Annotated in this window: 15 protein-coding genes; all 15 read left to right on the top strand. The window is 41.5% G+C overall.

Translation table 11 applies throughout. From position 1 onward, the window contains the following. Nucleotides 1–101 precede the first annotated feature (101 nt). Entirely contained in the window at nt 102–527 is a 426-nt protein-coding gene (rplK, locus tag HF881_RS03635; protein ID WP_001085808.1) for a 50S ribosomal protein L11, read from the top strand. Between the two features lie 97 nt (nt 528–624). Continuing rightward, on the top strand, nt 625–1,314 hold the full coding sequence (gene rplA, locus HF881_RS03630; RefSeq protein WP_001085675.1) for a 50S ribosomal protein L1: 690 nt from the start codon (nt 625–627) through the stop codon (nt 1,312–1,314). Between the two features lie 176 nt (nt 1,315–1,490). Further along, nucleotides 1,491–2,003: an adenine phosphoribosyltransferase gene (locus HF881_RS03625; RefSeq protein WP_001049316.1), complete on the top strand. Its 513-nt coding sequence runs from the start codon at nt 1,491–1,493 to the stop codon at nt 2,001–2,003. A gap of 186 nt (nt 2,004–2,189) precedes the next feature. Further along, on the top strand, nt 2,190–3,134 hold the full coding sequence (gene metA / locus HF881_RS03620) for a homoserine O-succinyltransferase (protein ID WP_084973317.1): 945 nt from the start codon (nt 2,190–2,192) through the stop codon (nt 3,132–3,134). 8 nt (nt 3,135–3,142) lie between these two features. Then, a complete protein-coding gene (locus HF881_RS03615; protein ID WP_169446507.1) occupies nt 3,143–3,820 on the top strand; it encodes a DnaD domain-containing protein in 678 nt (225 codons plus the stop codon). Between the two features lie 96 nt (nt 3,821–3,916). Beyond that, the gene (gene tpiA / locus HF881_RS03610) at nt 3,917–4,675 is read left to right on the top strand and encodes a triose-phosphate isomerase (protein ID WP_000087891.1); all 759 of its coding nucleotides are present in this window, start codon (nt 3,917–3,919) and stop codon (nt 4,673–4,675) included. A 179-nt stretch (nt 4,676–4,854) separates the two neighbouring features. After that, the gene (locus tag HF881_RS03605; RefSeq protein ID WP_169446506.1) at nt 4,855–6,591 is read left to right on the top strand and encodes an ABC transporter ATP-binding protein; all 1,737 of its coding nucleotides are present in this window, start codon (nt 4,855–4,857) and stop codon (nt 6,589–6,591) included. A gap of 8 nt (nt 6,592–6,599) precedes the next feature. Then, nucleotides 6,600–8,381: an ABC transporter ATP-binding protein gene (locus HF881_RS03600; protein WP_169446505.1), complete on the top strand. Its 1,782-nt coding sequence runs from the start codon at nt 6,600–6,602 to the stop codon at nt 8,379–8,381. Between the two features lie 148 nt (nt 8,382–8,529). After that, complete coding sequence (locus tag HF881_RS03595) at nt 8,530–9,048, top strand: Dps family protein (RefSeq protein ID WP_169446503.1); 519 nt, start codon at nt 8,530–8,532, stop codon at nt 9,046–9,048. A gap of 208 nt (nt 9,049–9,256) precedes the next feature. Further along, nucleotides 9,257–9,595 carry a zinc ribbon domain-containing protein YjdM gene (locus tag HF881_RS03590; RefSeq protein WP_001061600.1) on the top strand — a complete coding sequence of 113 codons (339 nt, stop codon included), beginning with the start codon at nt 9,257–9,259 and terminating at the stop codon, nt 9,593–9,595. Between the two features lie 2 nt (nt 9,596–9,597). Beyond that, on the top strand, nt 9,598–10,221 hold the full coding sequence (locus HF881_RS03585) for a Pr6Pr family membrane protein (protein WP_169446501.1): 624 nt from the start codon (nt 9,598–9,600) through the stop codon (nt 10,219–10,221). Nucleotides 10,222–10,333: 112 nt separating this feature from the next. After that, the gene (locus HF881_RS03580) at nt 10,334–11,485 is read left to right on the top strand and encodes an MFS transporter (protein WP_169446500.1); all 1,152 of its coding nucleotides are present in this window, start codon (nt 10,334–10,336) and stop codon (nt 11,483–11,485) included. 97 nt (nt 11,486–11,582) lie between these two features. Continuing rightward, nucleotides 11,583–12,332 (top strand): tRNA pseudouridine(38-40) synthase TruA, encoded by a 750-nt coding sequence (gene truA / locus HF881_RS03575; protein WP_000199150.1) that lies wholly within the window; start codon nt 11,583–11,585, stop codon nt 12,330–12,332. Then, nucleotides 12,322–13,095: a bifunctional hydroxymethylpyrimidine kinase/phosphomethylpyrimidine kinase gene (locus tag HF881_RS03570; protein WP_169446498.1), complete on the top strand. Its 774-nt coding sequence runs from the start codon at nt 12,322–12,324 to the stop codon at nt 13,093–13,095. Before truA ends, HF881_RS03570 begins: the two co-directional genes overlap by 11 nt. Next, a complete protein-coding gene (locus HF881_RS03565; protein ID WP_169446497.1) occupies nt 13,073–13,534 on the top strand; it encodes an ECF transporter S component in 462 nt (153 codons plus the stop codon). Before HF881_RS03570 ends, HF881_RS03565 begins: the two co-directional genes overlap by 23 nt. Nucleotides 13,535–13,538 lie beyond the last annotated feature (4 nt).

The following is a 13,538-nucleotide window of genomic DNA, read 5'->3' as shown; positions in this document are numbered from 1 at the left end:
TTTTTAGATAAATAGTGTATAATTGAAGGGTATGTGTAAAGCATACTTGTGGGAGGTAAAAATCTTTAATTACCGCCAAAACCACAAAGGAGGATTTAAAAATGGCTAAAAAAGTCGAAAAACTTGTAAAATTGCAAATCCCTGCTGGTAAAGCTACACCAGCTCCACCAGTTGGACCTGCTCTTGGTCAAGCTGGTATCAACATCATGGGATTCACAAAAGAGTTCAACGCTCGTACAGCTGACCAAGCTGGTATGATCATTCCAGTTGTTATCTCAGTATACGAAGACAAATCATTTACTTTCGTTACAAAAACACCACCAGCTGCCGTTCTTTTGAAAAAAGCTGCAGGTGTTGAAAAAGGATCAGGTACACCTAACAAAACTAAAGTTGCTACAGTTACTCGTGCACAAGTACAAGAAATTGCAGAAACTAAGATGCCAGATTTGAACGCAGCAAACATTGAGTCTGCAATGCGTATGATCGAAGGTACTGCTCGTTCTATGGGATTCACTGTTGTTGACTAATCAATAACACCCCCAATATAACCCGCAAGACTTCATCATTTCGAGAAGTGACGTGGGAGATGAAAATCGATTGAACCACTTACAAGGAGAATAGAAAATGGCTAAAAAAAGCAAACAACTTCGTGCTGCACTTGAGAAAATCGACAGCACAAAAGCGTACAGCGTAGAAGAAGCTGTAGCACTTGCAAAAGAAACTAACTTTGCAAAATTTGACGCAACTGTAGAAGTTGCTTACAACTTGAACATCGACGTTAAAAAAGCTGACCAACAAATCCGTGGCGCAATGGTATTGCCAAACGGTACTGGTAAAACTTCACGCGTTCTTGTTTTCGCACGTGGTGCAAAAGCTGAAGAAGCAAAAGCTGCTGGTGCAGACTTTGTTGGTGAAGATGACCTAGTTGCGAAAATCAACGACGGTTGGTTGGACTTCGACGTAGTTATCGCTACACCTGACATGATGGCTCTTGTTGGACGTCTTGGACGTGTCCTTGGACCACGTAACTTGATGCCAAACCCTAAAACTGGTACAGTAACAATGGATGTTGCTAAAGCAGTTGAAGAGTCTAAAGGTGGTAAAATCACTTACCGTGCTGACCGTGCAGGTAACGTTCAAGCAATTATCGGTAAAGTATCATTTGAAGCTGAAAAATTGGTTGAAAACTTTAAAGCTTTCAACGAAACAATCCAAAAAGCAAAACCAGCTACAGCTAAAGGAACTTACGTAACAAACTTGACAATCACAACTACTCAAGGTGTTGGTATCAAGGTTGACGTAAACTCACTTTAATTAACAAATTTTTAAAAACGAGTACGAATGTGCTCGTTTTTTTGATGATAAGTTCATTCCTGGGGAAATAAGTCCATTAATAGCCTGATGGAACAAGAGAATAGTGCTTTTCCTCTTCTTCTTTCACGGAAAATATGGTATAATAGAGAGTAAAAAACTTTGAAAGAAAGAAAAAGATGAATTTAAAAGATTATATCGCAACGATTGAAAATTATCCCAAGGAAGGCATCACCTTCCGTGATATCAGCCCTTTGATGGCAGATGGAAATGCTTATAGCTATGCTGTTCGTGAAATTGTTCAGTATGCAACTGATAAGAAAATCGACATGATTGTGGGACCAGAAGCCCGTGGTTTTATCGTTGGCTGTCCCGTTGCCTTTGAGTTGGGGATTGGATTTGCTCCTGTTCGTAAACCAGGGAAATTACCGCGTGAAGTGATTTCTGCTGACTATGAGAAAGAGTATGGTATTGATACCTTGACCATGCATGCAGATGCCATCAAGCCAGGCCAACGTGTTCTCATCGTAGATGATCTTTTGGCAACAGGTGGAACTGTTAAAGCGACCATCGAAATGATTGAGAGACTCGGTGGAGTTGTAGCAGGTTGTGCTTTCTTGATTGAACTTGATGAGCTTAAAGGCCGTGAAAAAATCGGAGATTACGATTACAAGGTACTTATGCATTATTAATGAAAAACAGTCCTTGGGGCTGTTTTCTCTTCACCTGCTATATAAATTAACTATAGCTAGTTAGAGAAAAACTATAATTGAAAACTATATCTTCATACAGTATAATAAAGGGAAGAAGTATTTGGAGGTTTTTACTTTCAAACAGACAACATCATTCCCGAAATAGAGAACTGTTAGGAGGGTATTATGCCGATTCGAATTGATAAAAAATTACCAGCTGTGGAGATTTTAAGGACAGAAAATATCTTTGTTATGGACGACCAACGGGCCGCTCATCAGGATATTCGCCCCTTGAAGATTTTGATTCTAAATCTCATGCCTCAAAAGATGGTAACAGAAACGCAACTCTTACGGCATTTGGCTAATACCCCTTTGCAATTAGATATTGATTTCTTATATATGGAAACACATCGTTCCAAGACAACTCGTGCCGAACATATGGAAACCTTCTATAAGACCTTTCCAGAGGTCAAGGATGACTTTTTTGATGGGATGATCATCACAGGAGCACCAGTGGAGCATTTGCCTTTTGAGGAGGTGGATTACTGGGAAGAATTCAAACAGGTCATCGAATGGTCCAAGACGCATGTTTTTTCGACCCTGCATATCTGTTGGGGTGCCCAAGCAGGTCTTTATGCTCGCTATGGAGTTGAAAAGCATCAGATGGCTCAGAAATTGTCAGGCATTTACCCGCAGGACACCTTGAAAGAGGGTCATCTTCTCTTTCGTGGTTTTGATGATAGCTATGTAGCTCCCCATTCTCGTCATACAGAAATCTATAAGGAGGAAATTTTAGGAAAAACCAATCTGGAAATCCTCTCTGAGGGAGAACAAGTCGGCGTTTCTATTTTAGCCAGTCGGGATCTTCGTGAGATTTATAGTTTTGGTCATTTAGAATATGACCGTGATACTCTAGCAAAAGAGTATTTTCGTGATTGTGAGGCAGGACTTAATCCTCACATTCCAGAAAATTACTTCAAAAATGATGATGTGAATGAGAAACCGTGTCTTTGTTGGTCTTCATCAGCTGCCCTCTTTTTCAGTAATTGGGTTAACTATGCTGTTTATCAGGAAACCCCCTTTGACTGGAAAAAGGTAGAGGATGACGCAGCTTCATTTGGATATTTATAAGAGGAATTATGACATATTTTGACGCTTTTAAATCAGGGAACTTGGTTTTGCCAAGTGCCCTGCTCTTGCATTTTAAGGAACTTTTTCCTTCCAGTGATGATTTTCTCGTCTGGCAATTTTTTTATCTGCAAAATACATCTGCTTTGGATGAGCTATCGCCAAGCCAAATTGCAGAAACTATTGGAAAAGAACTTGCAGATGTCAACCAATCCATTTCAAACTTGACTGAAAATGGGCTACTACAATATCGAACTATTGAACTAAATGGGGAAATTGAGCTTATTTTTGATGCTAGTTTGGCCTTTGAACGTTTGGATAACTTGTTGGACAGCCAGACTCCAGCTGCAACAGCATCAAACCCGCAAAATCAACTCAAGGATCTGGTTGAAACTTTTCAGCAGGAATTGGGACGTTTATTAACACCATTTGAAATCGAGGATCTTTCCAAGACCGTCAAAGAAGACGGAGTTAAGGCGGATTTGATTAAGGAAGCTCTCCGAGAGGCTGTTCTCAATGGTAAGCCAAACTGGAAATATATTCAGGCAATCTTACGAAACTGGCGCCATGAAGGTATTCAATCTGTGGCTCAGGTAGAGGCCAAACGAGCAGAGAGAGAAGCAAACAATCCTAAACAAGTTCAGGCTTCGGCTGATTTCCTCGATGCTATGAATTTGTGGCAAGAGTAGCCGCTTGAAAAATCTTGTAAATTAGAGTAAGATTTGCAAGCTCCTTATAAATATGATAAAATAATAGAAAATAAAATGAAAAAAGAGGTATGTGAAATGTCACGTAAACCATTTATCGCTGGTAACTGGAAAATGAACAAAAATCCAGAAGAAGCAAAAGCATTCGTTGAAGCCGTTGCCTCAAAACTTCCTTCATCAGACCTTGTTGAAGCAGGTATCGCAGCTCCAGCTCTTGATTTGACAGCTGTTCTTGCTGCTGCTAAAGGTTCAAACCTTAAAGTTGCTGCTCAAAACTGCTACTTTGAAAATGCAGGTGCTTTCACTGGTGAAACTAGCCCACAAGTTTTGAAAGAAATCGGTACTGACTACGTTGTTATCGGTCACTCAGAACGTCGTGACTACTTCCATGAAACTGACGAAGATATCAATAAAAAAGCAAAAGCAATCTTTGCAAACGGTATGCTTCCAATCATCTGTTGTGGTGAGTCGCTTGAAACTTACGAAGCTGGTAAAGCTGCTGAATTCGTAGGTGCTCAAGTATCTGCTGCATTGGCTGGATTGACAGCTGAACAAGTTGCTGCATCAGTTATCGCTTATGAGCCAATCTGGGCAATCGGTACTGGTAAATCAGCTTCACAAGACGATGCACAAAAAATGTGTAAGGTTGTTCGTGACGTTGTAGCGGCTGACTTTGGTCAAGAAGTTGCTGACAAAGTTCGTGTTCAATACGGTGGTTCAGTTAAGCCTGAAAACGTTGCTTCATACATGGCTTGCCCAGACGTTGACGGTGCCCTTGTTGGTGGAGCTTCACTTGAAGCTGAAAGCTTCTTGGCATTGCTTGATTTTGTAAAATAATCTAAGTTATTCCAGACAGTCAGTCAAAAGTACTAGGTGACTTTGACTGCCTGTCTTGTTTTTACTTGGAGCATTCTTGTGAAAGAGGGATTTTTCTAGACTAGGAAAGTTCTTTAGGGAAAGAAAGGCGTGCAGATGCGCGCTCTTTTCTATATCAAAAAGTTATGAAAGGAGGAGTTATGCTCTATATTTGGTCTTATTTGAAAAAATATCCCAAGTGGTTATTCTTGGATTTCTTTGGCGCGGTTTTCTTTGTTATCGTCAATCTTGGACTGCCAACTGTTCTGGCTCGGATGATTGATGAAGGTGTGAATAAAGGGAATGAACAGCAATTGTATATTTGGGCTGCAATTATGCTGATGATTATCCTATGTGGAACCTTGGGGCGTATAGTCTTAGCCTACGCTGCTAGTAAGCTAACGACCAATATGGTCAAGGATATGAGAGATGATCTCTATGCCAAATTACAAGAGTATTCTCATCATGAATATGAAAAGATAGGAGTATCTTCACTGGTTACTCGTATTACCAGTGATGCCTTTGTTCTTATGCAGTTTGCAGAACAGACCTTAAAACTGGGTGTCATCACTCCCATGATGATGCTGTCTAGTATTTTAATGATCTTTTTGACCAGCCCGTCATTAGCTTGGATAGTGGCTTTTGCAGTACCTTTCTTAGCCGTGGTGGTCATTTATGTAGCGGTCAAGACTCGACCATTATCAGAGAAACAGCAGGCTACCTTAGATAAGATAAATCAATATGCTCGTGAAAATCTAATGGGACTCCGTGTCATTCGTGCCTTTGCTCGTGAGAAATTTCAGGAGGAACGCTTTGCAGGGCAAAATGCGGTCTATGCAGCTAATTCCAATCGTCTGTTTAAACTAACTGGTCTGACAGAACCCTTGTTTGTTCAGATTATCATTGCCATGATTGTGGCTATTGTCTGGTTCGCTCTGGACCCTATCAAACAAGGTTCTCTGCAAATTGGGGACCTGGTAGCCTTTATCGAATATAGTTTCCACGCTCTCTTGTCCTTCCTTTTCTTATCTAGCCTCTTCACCATGTACCCTCGTACAGCTGTTTCGAGTGAACGTTTGAAAGAAGTCATGGAGATGCCGATTTCTATTGATCCAAATGAAGGAGGCGTCAGAGAGACAGCAACCCACGGCTATTTGGAATTTGAAAATGTCACCTTTGCCTATCCTGGTGAGACGGAAAATCCTGTTTTGCACAACATTTCTTTCAGCGCTAAACCAGGTGAAACCATTGCCTTTATCGGATCGACCGGATCTGGTAAATCCTCTCTTGTGCAATTGATTCCTCGTTTTTACGATGTCACCCTTGGAAAAATCAAAGTGGATGGTGTTGATGTGAGGGATTACCGCCTCAAGTCTCTCCGTCAAAAGATCGGTTTTATCCCGCAGAAGGCCTTGCTCTTTACAGGAACTATCGCTGAGAATATTCGCTATGGGAAGGAAGATGCTAGTCACAAAGACCTACATCAGGCAGCGGACGTTGCGCAAGCCAAAGATTTTATTGAAAGCCGAGAAGAAGGCTTTGCGACTCATCTAGCTGAAGGCGGAAGCAATCTTTCTGGAGGACAGAAGCAACGTCTATCAATTGCCCGAGCGGTTATAAAGAATCCTGATATCTATATTTTTGACGATTCTTTCTCAGCCTTGGATTATCGTACGGATGCTATTTTACGCCGTCGTCTCAAGGAAGTCACACAAAATGCTACAGTTTTAATTGTTGCTCAACGTGTCGGAACCATCATGGATGCGGATCAGATCATCGTTCTTGATAAGGGAGAAATCGTGGGTCGCGGTCGACATGAAGAATTGATGGAGACCAATGACATCTATCGTGAAATAGCTGAGTCGCAGTTGAAAAATGCATCTCTAACAGAAGAATAGGAGGAAATATGAAAACACAATCTAGTTTGGCTCGTTTGTGGAGCTATTTAAAAGCCTACCGTTTTTCTGTCTTCTTTGCCGTCTTTCTAAAAGTTTTGAGTGTGGTCATGAGTGTCTTGGAGCCTTTTGTCTTGGGGCTGGCCATTACGGAGTTGACAAAGAATCTCTTAGATATGGCTAAGGGCCTTTCAGGTGCTAGCATCAATACAGCCTACATCGGAACTGTTTTAATCATTTACCTCTTTAGAGGACTCTTGTATGAACTTGGGTCTTATTATTCCAACTATTTCATGACTAATGCGGTCCAGTCCATGACCCAGGAACTGCGAAATGAAATGACTGAAAAGATCAATCGTATCCCTGTGTCATTCTTTGACAAACACCAGTTTGGTGATTTATTGGGACGCTTTACCAGTGATGTTGAGACGGTTTCCAATGCCCTTCAGCAGTCTTTTCTTCAAATTGTCAATGCCCTTTTGACGATTGTCCTCGTCATGGGAATGGTATTATACTTGAATTTTCAGTTGGCTATAGTGGTGATTCTATCCATTCCAGTGACCTATTTTGGTGCCAGAAGCATCCTGAAACGTTCTCAGCCTTATTTTAAAGAACAGGCAGCTATTTTAGGACGGATGAATGGCTATGTGCAGGAAAATCTCACAGGTTTTAATGTCTTGAAGCTCTATGGTCGTGAGGAAACTTCTCATAAAGAATTTTCTAAGATTACAGACGATCTCCAACGTGTTGGTTTTAAAGCCAGCTTTATCTCTGGACTCATGATGCCCGCCCTTCATGCTGTATCGGACTTGACCTATCTGATCGTTGCAGTTCTTGGTGGTTTGCAAGTGATTGCGGGTCGTTTGACAGTGGGGAATATGCAGGCCTTTGTTCAGTATGTTTGGCAGGTTAGCCAGCCTATCCAAAACATCACACAACTTGCAGGTCAAATGCAAAGTGCCAAGTCTTCGTTAGACCGCATCTTTGACATCTTGGATGAGACTGAGGAAGTCAAGGGAGAAGAACTCGAAATCCTTGAACCTTTAACGGGTCAGGTAACCTTCAAGCAGGTTGATTTCCAGTATGTCGAAAACAAACCATTGATTCGAGACTTTAATCTAGAAGTTCAACCAGGAGAGATGGTAGCGATCGTTGGTCCAACTGGTGCAGGTAAGACAACCTTAATCAATCTGCTCATGCGTTTTTACGATGTCACAGCAGGTGCAATCTTGGTTGACGGGCAAGATATTCGTCAGTTGTCACGACAAGACTACCGCCGTCAGTTTGGGATGGTCTTGCAGGATGCTTGGCTCTATGAAGGTACGATCAAAGAAAACCTACGTTTTGGAAATCTTGACGCCAGTGATGAGGATATTGTAGAGGCTGCCAAAGCGGCAAATGTAGATCACTTTATCCGAACGCTTCCTGGTGGTTACAACATGGAGATGAACCAAGAGTCAAGCAATATTTCCCTCGGGCAAAAACAACTTTTGACCATCGCGCGTGCTCTCCTAGTCAATCCTAAAATTCTCATTCTGGATGAAGCGACTTCCTCAGTTGATACTCGTTTGGAACTCTTGATTCAAAAAGCCATGAAACGCTTGATGAAGGGAAGAACCAGCTTTGTCATCGCCCATCGTCTTTCGACCATTCAAGAAGCGGACAAAATTCTCGTTCTTAAGGATGGGCAGGTTATTGAGCAGGGAAATCATGAAAGCTTGCTCCAAGCAAAAGGCTTTTATTATGATTTGTACCAAAGCCAATTTTCGAGCAAATCTGATCAAGTCAGCTAATAAAATAAAGTTAAATTTTTCTTAAATTATCAGTCAATTACAACTTTTTTAATATGAGTTAATTTCCTTGCTTTTGTATACCAGGAGTAGTATACTTAGGTAGTAATCAATAAATTGGTTACAAAAATAATATTATGAGGTGAGAAAAATGGTTGAATTGAAAAAAGATGCATTAAAAGATGTAACAACATTATCTAAAACAGCGCCAGTAGCATTGGCAAAAACAAAGGAAGTATTGAACCAAGCAGTAGCGGACTTGTATGTGGCTCACATTGCTCTTCACCAAGTTCACTGGTATATGCGTGGTCGTGGTTTCCTCGTCTGGCATCCAAAAATGGATGAATACATGGATAGTCTTGATAGCTATCTTGACGAAATCAGTGAACGTTTGATTACTCTTGGTGGCAAACCTTACTCAACTTTGACAGAGTTCCTTCAACACAGTGAAATCGAAGAAGAAGAAGGAGAATTCCGTAACGTTGAAGAAAGCTTGGAACGTGTTCTAGCTATTTATCGCTACCTCATCACTCTTTTCCAAAAAGCTTTGGATGTAACTGATGAAGAAGGTGATGATGTTACAAACGATATCTTTGTTGGGGCTAAGGCTGAACTTGAGAAAACAGTTTGGATGCTTACAGCAGAACTTGGACAAGCTCCTGGTTTGTAAAATATAGTTGCTACCCCTTTTATCATGAGGCGCTTGATAAGTGCCCATGACCAATCATCTTTTAAAAGTCATGTAACTGTAAACAGTTGCATGATTTTTTATTTACTGGACTTAGGACACATTGTCAAAAGTAGGATTTTACGGTATAATAGTTGCTGTTCAATAACATATGAATTTTAAAGAATAATTGTTAGTTTTAGGAGGACTTATGAACAACTTACCAAATTGCCCAAAATGTAATTCAGAATATGTCTACGAAGACGGAAGTCTCTTGGTCTGCCCAGAGTGTGCCTATGAGTGGAATCCTGCAGAAGTTGCAGAAGTAGAAGAAGGTGTTGTTGCTATCGATGCCAATGGAAATAAATTGGCTGACGGCGATACTGTAACCCTTATCAAGGACTTGAAAGTAAAAGGGGCGCCAAAGGATTTGAAACAAGGAACTCGTGTTAAAAATATCCGTATCGTAGAAGGTGACCACAACATCGACTGTAAGATTGATGGTTTTGGAGCTATGAAACTCAAGTCAGAGTTTGTTAAGAAAATCTAGCCATGAAACTGAATTACAAATTTATCTTTTATAGTCGTGTGCTCTTGTTCTTAGCGGCATTTACAGGAGTTTATTTGGAGATTACCAAGCACGGTGGCTTTGGTATGCTCCTTTACTACACAGTGTTGTCCAATCTTTTGGTAACGATTTTCACGGGCTATCTGCTCCGTGTGATGAGCCGTTCAGGTGAAAATTGGCAAAGTCCGATCTTGCTTCGTCTCAAGGGTGGCGTTACCATGAGTATCATGATTACCTGTGTGATTTACCATTTTATGCTTGCTCCGATTGCGACAGACTTTTACCGTGTGGAAAATTTCCTTTGCCACTATATCGTTCCACTCTGGTTTTTAGCCGACACCCTCTTCTTTGATAAACAGGGTCAATACAAGATCTGGGATCCAGTCTTGTGGACCATCTTGCCCTTGGTTTATATGATTTTTGCCTTGTTTAACGGCCTGGTCTTAAAACTCAATATTCCGAATTCCAAGGACAATCCCTTCCCTTATTTCTTTTTAAATGTGAACAAGGGTTGGGACGTGGTTATCAAATGGTGTTTGATCATTTTTGCGGCGTATATGGTTGCAGGCTTTATCTTCTATCTGATCAAGCAAATCAAGCGAAAATAGTCTTCCTATAAGGGAAATTAGGACGGAGTCTCTAGTTCAATCGGGCTCCTTCTTTTCTTGCCCTCTTCCTTTTAAAAGGATCAACAGTGAGAAATATATAGAAAGAAAATCCATGAAACAATTTTTAGAACGGGCTAGTATTTTGGCCCTCTCCCTCGTTTTGATTACCTCCTTTTCCATCTCAAGTGCTTTACCAGCCATGTTTGACTACTATCAGGGCTATCCCAAAGAACAAATCGAGCTCCTAGTCAGTCTCCCTTCTTTTGGGATTATGATTATGCTAGTTTTAAATGGGCTTTTGGAGCGGTTGTTTCCTGAGCGACTTCAGATTAGTCTGGGCCTTCTCATCCTTTCTATCGGTGGAACAGCCCCTTTCTGGTATCAGGATTACAACTTTATCTTTGCGATGCGGATTTTATTTGGCTTGGGTGTTGGGATGATCAATGCCAAGGCTATTTCCATCATCAGCGAACGCTATCATGGAAAGACACGGATCCAGATGCTGGGTCTCCGCGGATCAGCAGAAGTTGTCGGGGCGTCGATTTTGACTCTAGTGGTAGGTCAACTCTTATCCTTGGGATGGACAGTGACCTTCTTGGCCTACAGTGCGGGATTTTTAGTATTGATTCTTTATCTGTTCTTTGTCCCTTATGGCAAAGAAAAGAAAGAAACAAAGAAAAAAGAGGCCGAAACGACTCGTTTGACAGGACAGATGAAAGGCTTGATTTTTCTATTGGCTGTCGAAGCAGCAGTTGTTGTCTGCACCAACACAGCTATCACCATTCGTATTCCTAGTCTGATGGTGGAAAGAGGTCTAGGGGATGCCCAGTTATCGAGTTTGGTTTTAAGTATCATGCAGTTGATTGGTATCTTGGCAGGTGTGAGTTTTTCTTTCTTTATCTCTCTGTTTAAAGAAAGGTTGCTCCTTTGGTCAGGTATCACCTTTGGATTGGGACAGATTGTGATAGCTTTGTCTCCGTCATTGGGTGTGATGGTAGTTGGAAGTATTGTGGCAGGTTTTGCCTACAGCGTAGCCTTGACCACTGTCTTTCAGCTTCTTTCTGAAAGAATTCCAGCTAACCTCCTTAATCAGGCGACATCTTTCGCAGTGCTAGGATGTAGCTTTGGAGCCTTTACGACACCTTTCATTCTTGGGGCGATTGGCTTGGTGACTCAAAACGGTATGTTGATCTTCACCATTCTAGGATGCTGGTTAATAGTGACTTCCGTATTTGTCATGGTTTCTCTTCGAAAGAAAGCTTAGGATTGATTTCCTAGCTTTTTCTTTATTATTTCTGTACCCAGACAATTATTGTTTTTTAAACTTGTTTGCAGTCTTATTTCTTGATAAAATAAGACTTATGACAAGATATAAAGCAATCATTTCTTATGACGGTTACGCTTTTGCTGGTTTTCAGCGTCAGCCCCATGCGCGGAGCGTTCAGGAGGAAATCGAAAAAACCTTAACGAGACTCAATAAAGGACAAGCGATTACTGTTCACGGTGCTGGTAGGACGGATAGTGGAGTTCATGCCCTGGGGCAGGTCATTCATTTTGATCTTCCTCATCAGATGGATGAGGAGAAGCTTCGTTTTGCCTTGGATACCCAGTCTCCTGAAGATATCGATGTGATTTTTATTGAGATTGTGGCGGATGATTTTCATTGCCGTTATGCCAAGCACAGCAAGACCTATGAGTTTATCGTGGATAGGGGGCGTCCCAAAAATCCTATGCGTCGTCACTATACCACTCATTTTCCCTATCCACTCGATGTGGAACGCATGCAGATGGCAATCAAAAAGCTAGAGGGAACCCACGATTTCACCGGTTTTACGGCCTCTGGTACCAGTGTAGAGGACAAGGTTCGCACCATCACAGAAGCGAGTTTAACAGTCGATGAGACAGGGCAGTTTTTGACCTTTACCTTTTCTGGAAATGGTTTCTTGTATAAGCAGATTCGTAATATGGTGGGGACGCTGCTCAAAATTGGAAATAACCGAATGCCAGTTGAGCAGATTGACCTGATCTTGGAGAAGAAGGATAGGCAACTTGCTGGTCCAACAGCAGCACCAAATGGCTTGTATTTAAAGGAGATTCGTTATGAAGAATAATCGTATTTTAGCACTTTCTGGAAATGATATTTTTAGTGGTGGCGGTTTGTCAGCTGATTTGGCTACCTATACTTTAAATGGTTTGCATGGCTTTGTAGCAGTGACTTGTTTGACAGCCTTGACAGAAAAGGGATTTGAAGTCTTTCCAACAGATGACGCCATTTTTCAACATGAATTAGATAGTTTGCGTGACGTGGATTTTGCGGGAATCAAAATTGGTCTTCTCCCTACTGTCAGTGTGGCTGAGAAGACCCTGGACTTTATCAAGCAACGCCCAGGAGTACCTGTGGTGTTAGACCCTGTCTTGGTCTGCAAGGAAACGCACGACGTGGCAGTCAGTGAACTCTGCCAAGAATTGATCCGCTTTTTTCCTCATGTCAGTGTGATTACGCCAAATCTTCCAGAGGCAGAATTATTAGCTGATCAAGAGATTAAAACCTTGGAAGATATGAAAAGAGCAGCGCAGAAATTGCATGAATTAGGAGCGCCAGCAGTCATTATCAAGGGGGGCAATCGCCTTAGTCAGGACAAAGCTGTAGATGTCTTTTATGATGGACAAACTTTCACTGTTCTAGAAAACCCAGTCATTCAAGGCCAAAATGCTGGTGCAGGTTGTACCTTTGCCTCAAGCATCGCCAGTCACTTGGTTAAGGGCGATGAACTTTTACCAGCAATAGAAAGTTCTAAAGCTTTCGTTTACCGTGCTATTGCACAAGCAGATCAATATGGAGTAAGACAATATGAAGCAAACAAAAACAACTAAAATCGCCCTTGTATCCCTATTAACCGCCCTTTCTGTGGTTCTAGGTTATTTCTTAAAAATTCCAACGCCAACAGGCATTCTAACTCTCTTAGATGCGGGTGTCTTCTTTGCAGCCTTTTACTTTGGCAGTAAAGAGGGGGCTGTCGTTGGAGGACTAGCTGGATTCCTCATTGACCTCATATCAGGCTATCCACAGTGGATGTTCTTTAGCTTGGTAAACCATGGCTTGCAGGGATTTTTCGCAGGATTTAAAGGCAAAACTCAGTGGTTAGGCCTTATCTTAGCAACGATTGCCATGGTAGGGGGCTACGCCTTGGGTTCAACTTTGATGAATGGCTGGGCAGCGGCTCTACCAGAAATCCTACCAAACTTCCTGCAAAATACCTTGGGTATGGTTGTAGGGTTTGTGCTTAGTCAGAGTATTAAGAAAACTAAGTAAAGCA

It is taken from the genome of Streptococcus sp. WB01_FAA12 (assembly GCF_012843315.1).
Lineage (GTDB): Bacteria > Bacillota > Bacilli > Lactobacillales > Streptococcaceae > Streptococcus.
This window is presented reverse-complemented; position numbering and strand designations above follow the sequence as displayed.

Bases quoted from the DNA above. Each gene is read 5' to 3' on its own strand.
- HF881_RS03625 (WP_001049316.1), top strand. From the start codon at position 1,491: ATGAATTTAAAAGATTATATCGCAACGATTGAAAATTATCCCAAGGAA.
- rplK (WP_001085808.1), top strand. From the start codon at position 102: ATGGCTAAAAAAGTCGAAAAACTTGTAAAATTGCAAATCCCTGCTGGT.
- HF881_RS03580 (WP_169446500.1), top strand. From the start codon at position 10,334: ATGAAACAATTTTTAGAACGGGCTAGTATTTTGGCCCTCTCCCTCGTT.
- HF881_RS03595 (WP_169446503.1), top strand. From the start codon at position 8,530: ATGGTTGAATTGAAAAAAGATGCATTAAAAGATGTAACAACATTATCT.
- HF881_RS03570 (WP_169446498.1), top strand. From the start codon at position 12,322: ATGAAGAATAATCGTATTTTAGCACTTTCTGGAAATGATATTTTTAGT.
- HF881_RS03605 (WP_169446506.1), top strand. From the start codon at position 4,855: ATGCTCTATATTTGGTCTTATTTGAAAAAATATCCCAAGTGGTTATTC.
- metA (WP_084973317.1), top strand. From the start codon at position 2,190: ATGCCGATTCGAATTGATAAAAAATTACCAGCTGTGGAGATTTTAAGG.
- HF881_RS03585 (WP_169446501.1), top strand. From the start codon at position 9,598: ATGAAACTGAATTACAAATTTATCTTTTATAGTCGTGTGCTCTTGTTC.
- rplA (WP_001085675.1), top strand. From the start codon at position 625: ATGGCTAAAAAAAGCAAACAACTTCGTGCTGCACTTGAGAAAATCGAC.
- HF881_RS03615 (WP_169446507.1), top strand. From the start codon at position 3,143: ATGACATATTTTGACGCTTTTAAATCAGGGAACTTGGTTTTGCCAAGT.
- HF881_RS03590 (WP_001061600.1), top strand. From the start codon at position 9,257: ATGAACAACTTACCAAATTGCCCAAAATGTAATTCAGAATATGTCTAC.
- HF881_RS03565 (WP_169446497.1), top strand. From the start codon at position 13,073: ATGAAGCAAACAAAAACAACTAAAATCGCCCTTGTATCCCTATTAACC.
- truA (WP_000199150.1), top strand. From the start codon at position 11,583: ATGACAAGATATAAAGCAATCATTTCTTATGACGGTTACGCTTTTGCT.
- tpiA (WP_000087891.1), top strand. From the start codon at position 3,917: ATGTCACGTAAACCATTTATCGCTGGTAACTGGAAAATGAACAAAAAT.
- HF881_RS03600 (WP_169446505.1), top strand. From the start codon at position 6,600: ATGAAAACACAATCTAGTTTGGCTCGTTTGTGGAGCTATTTAAAAGCC.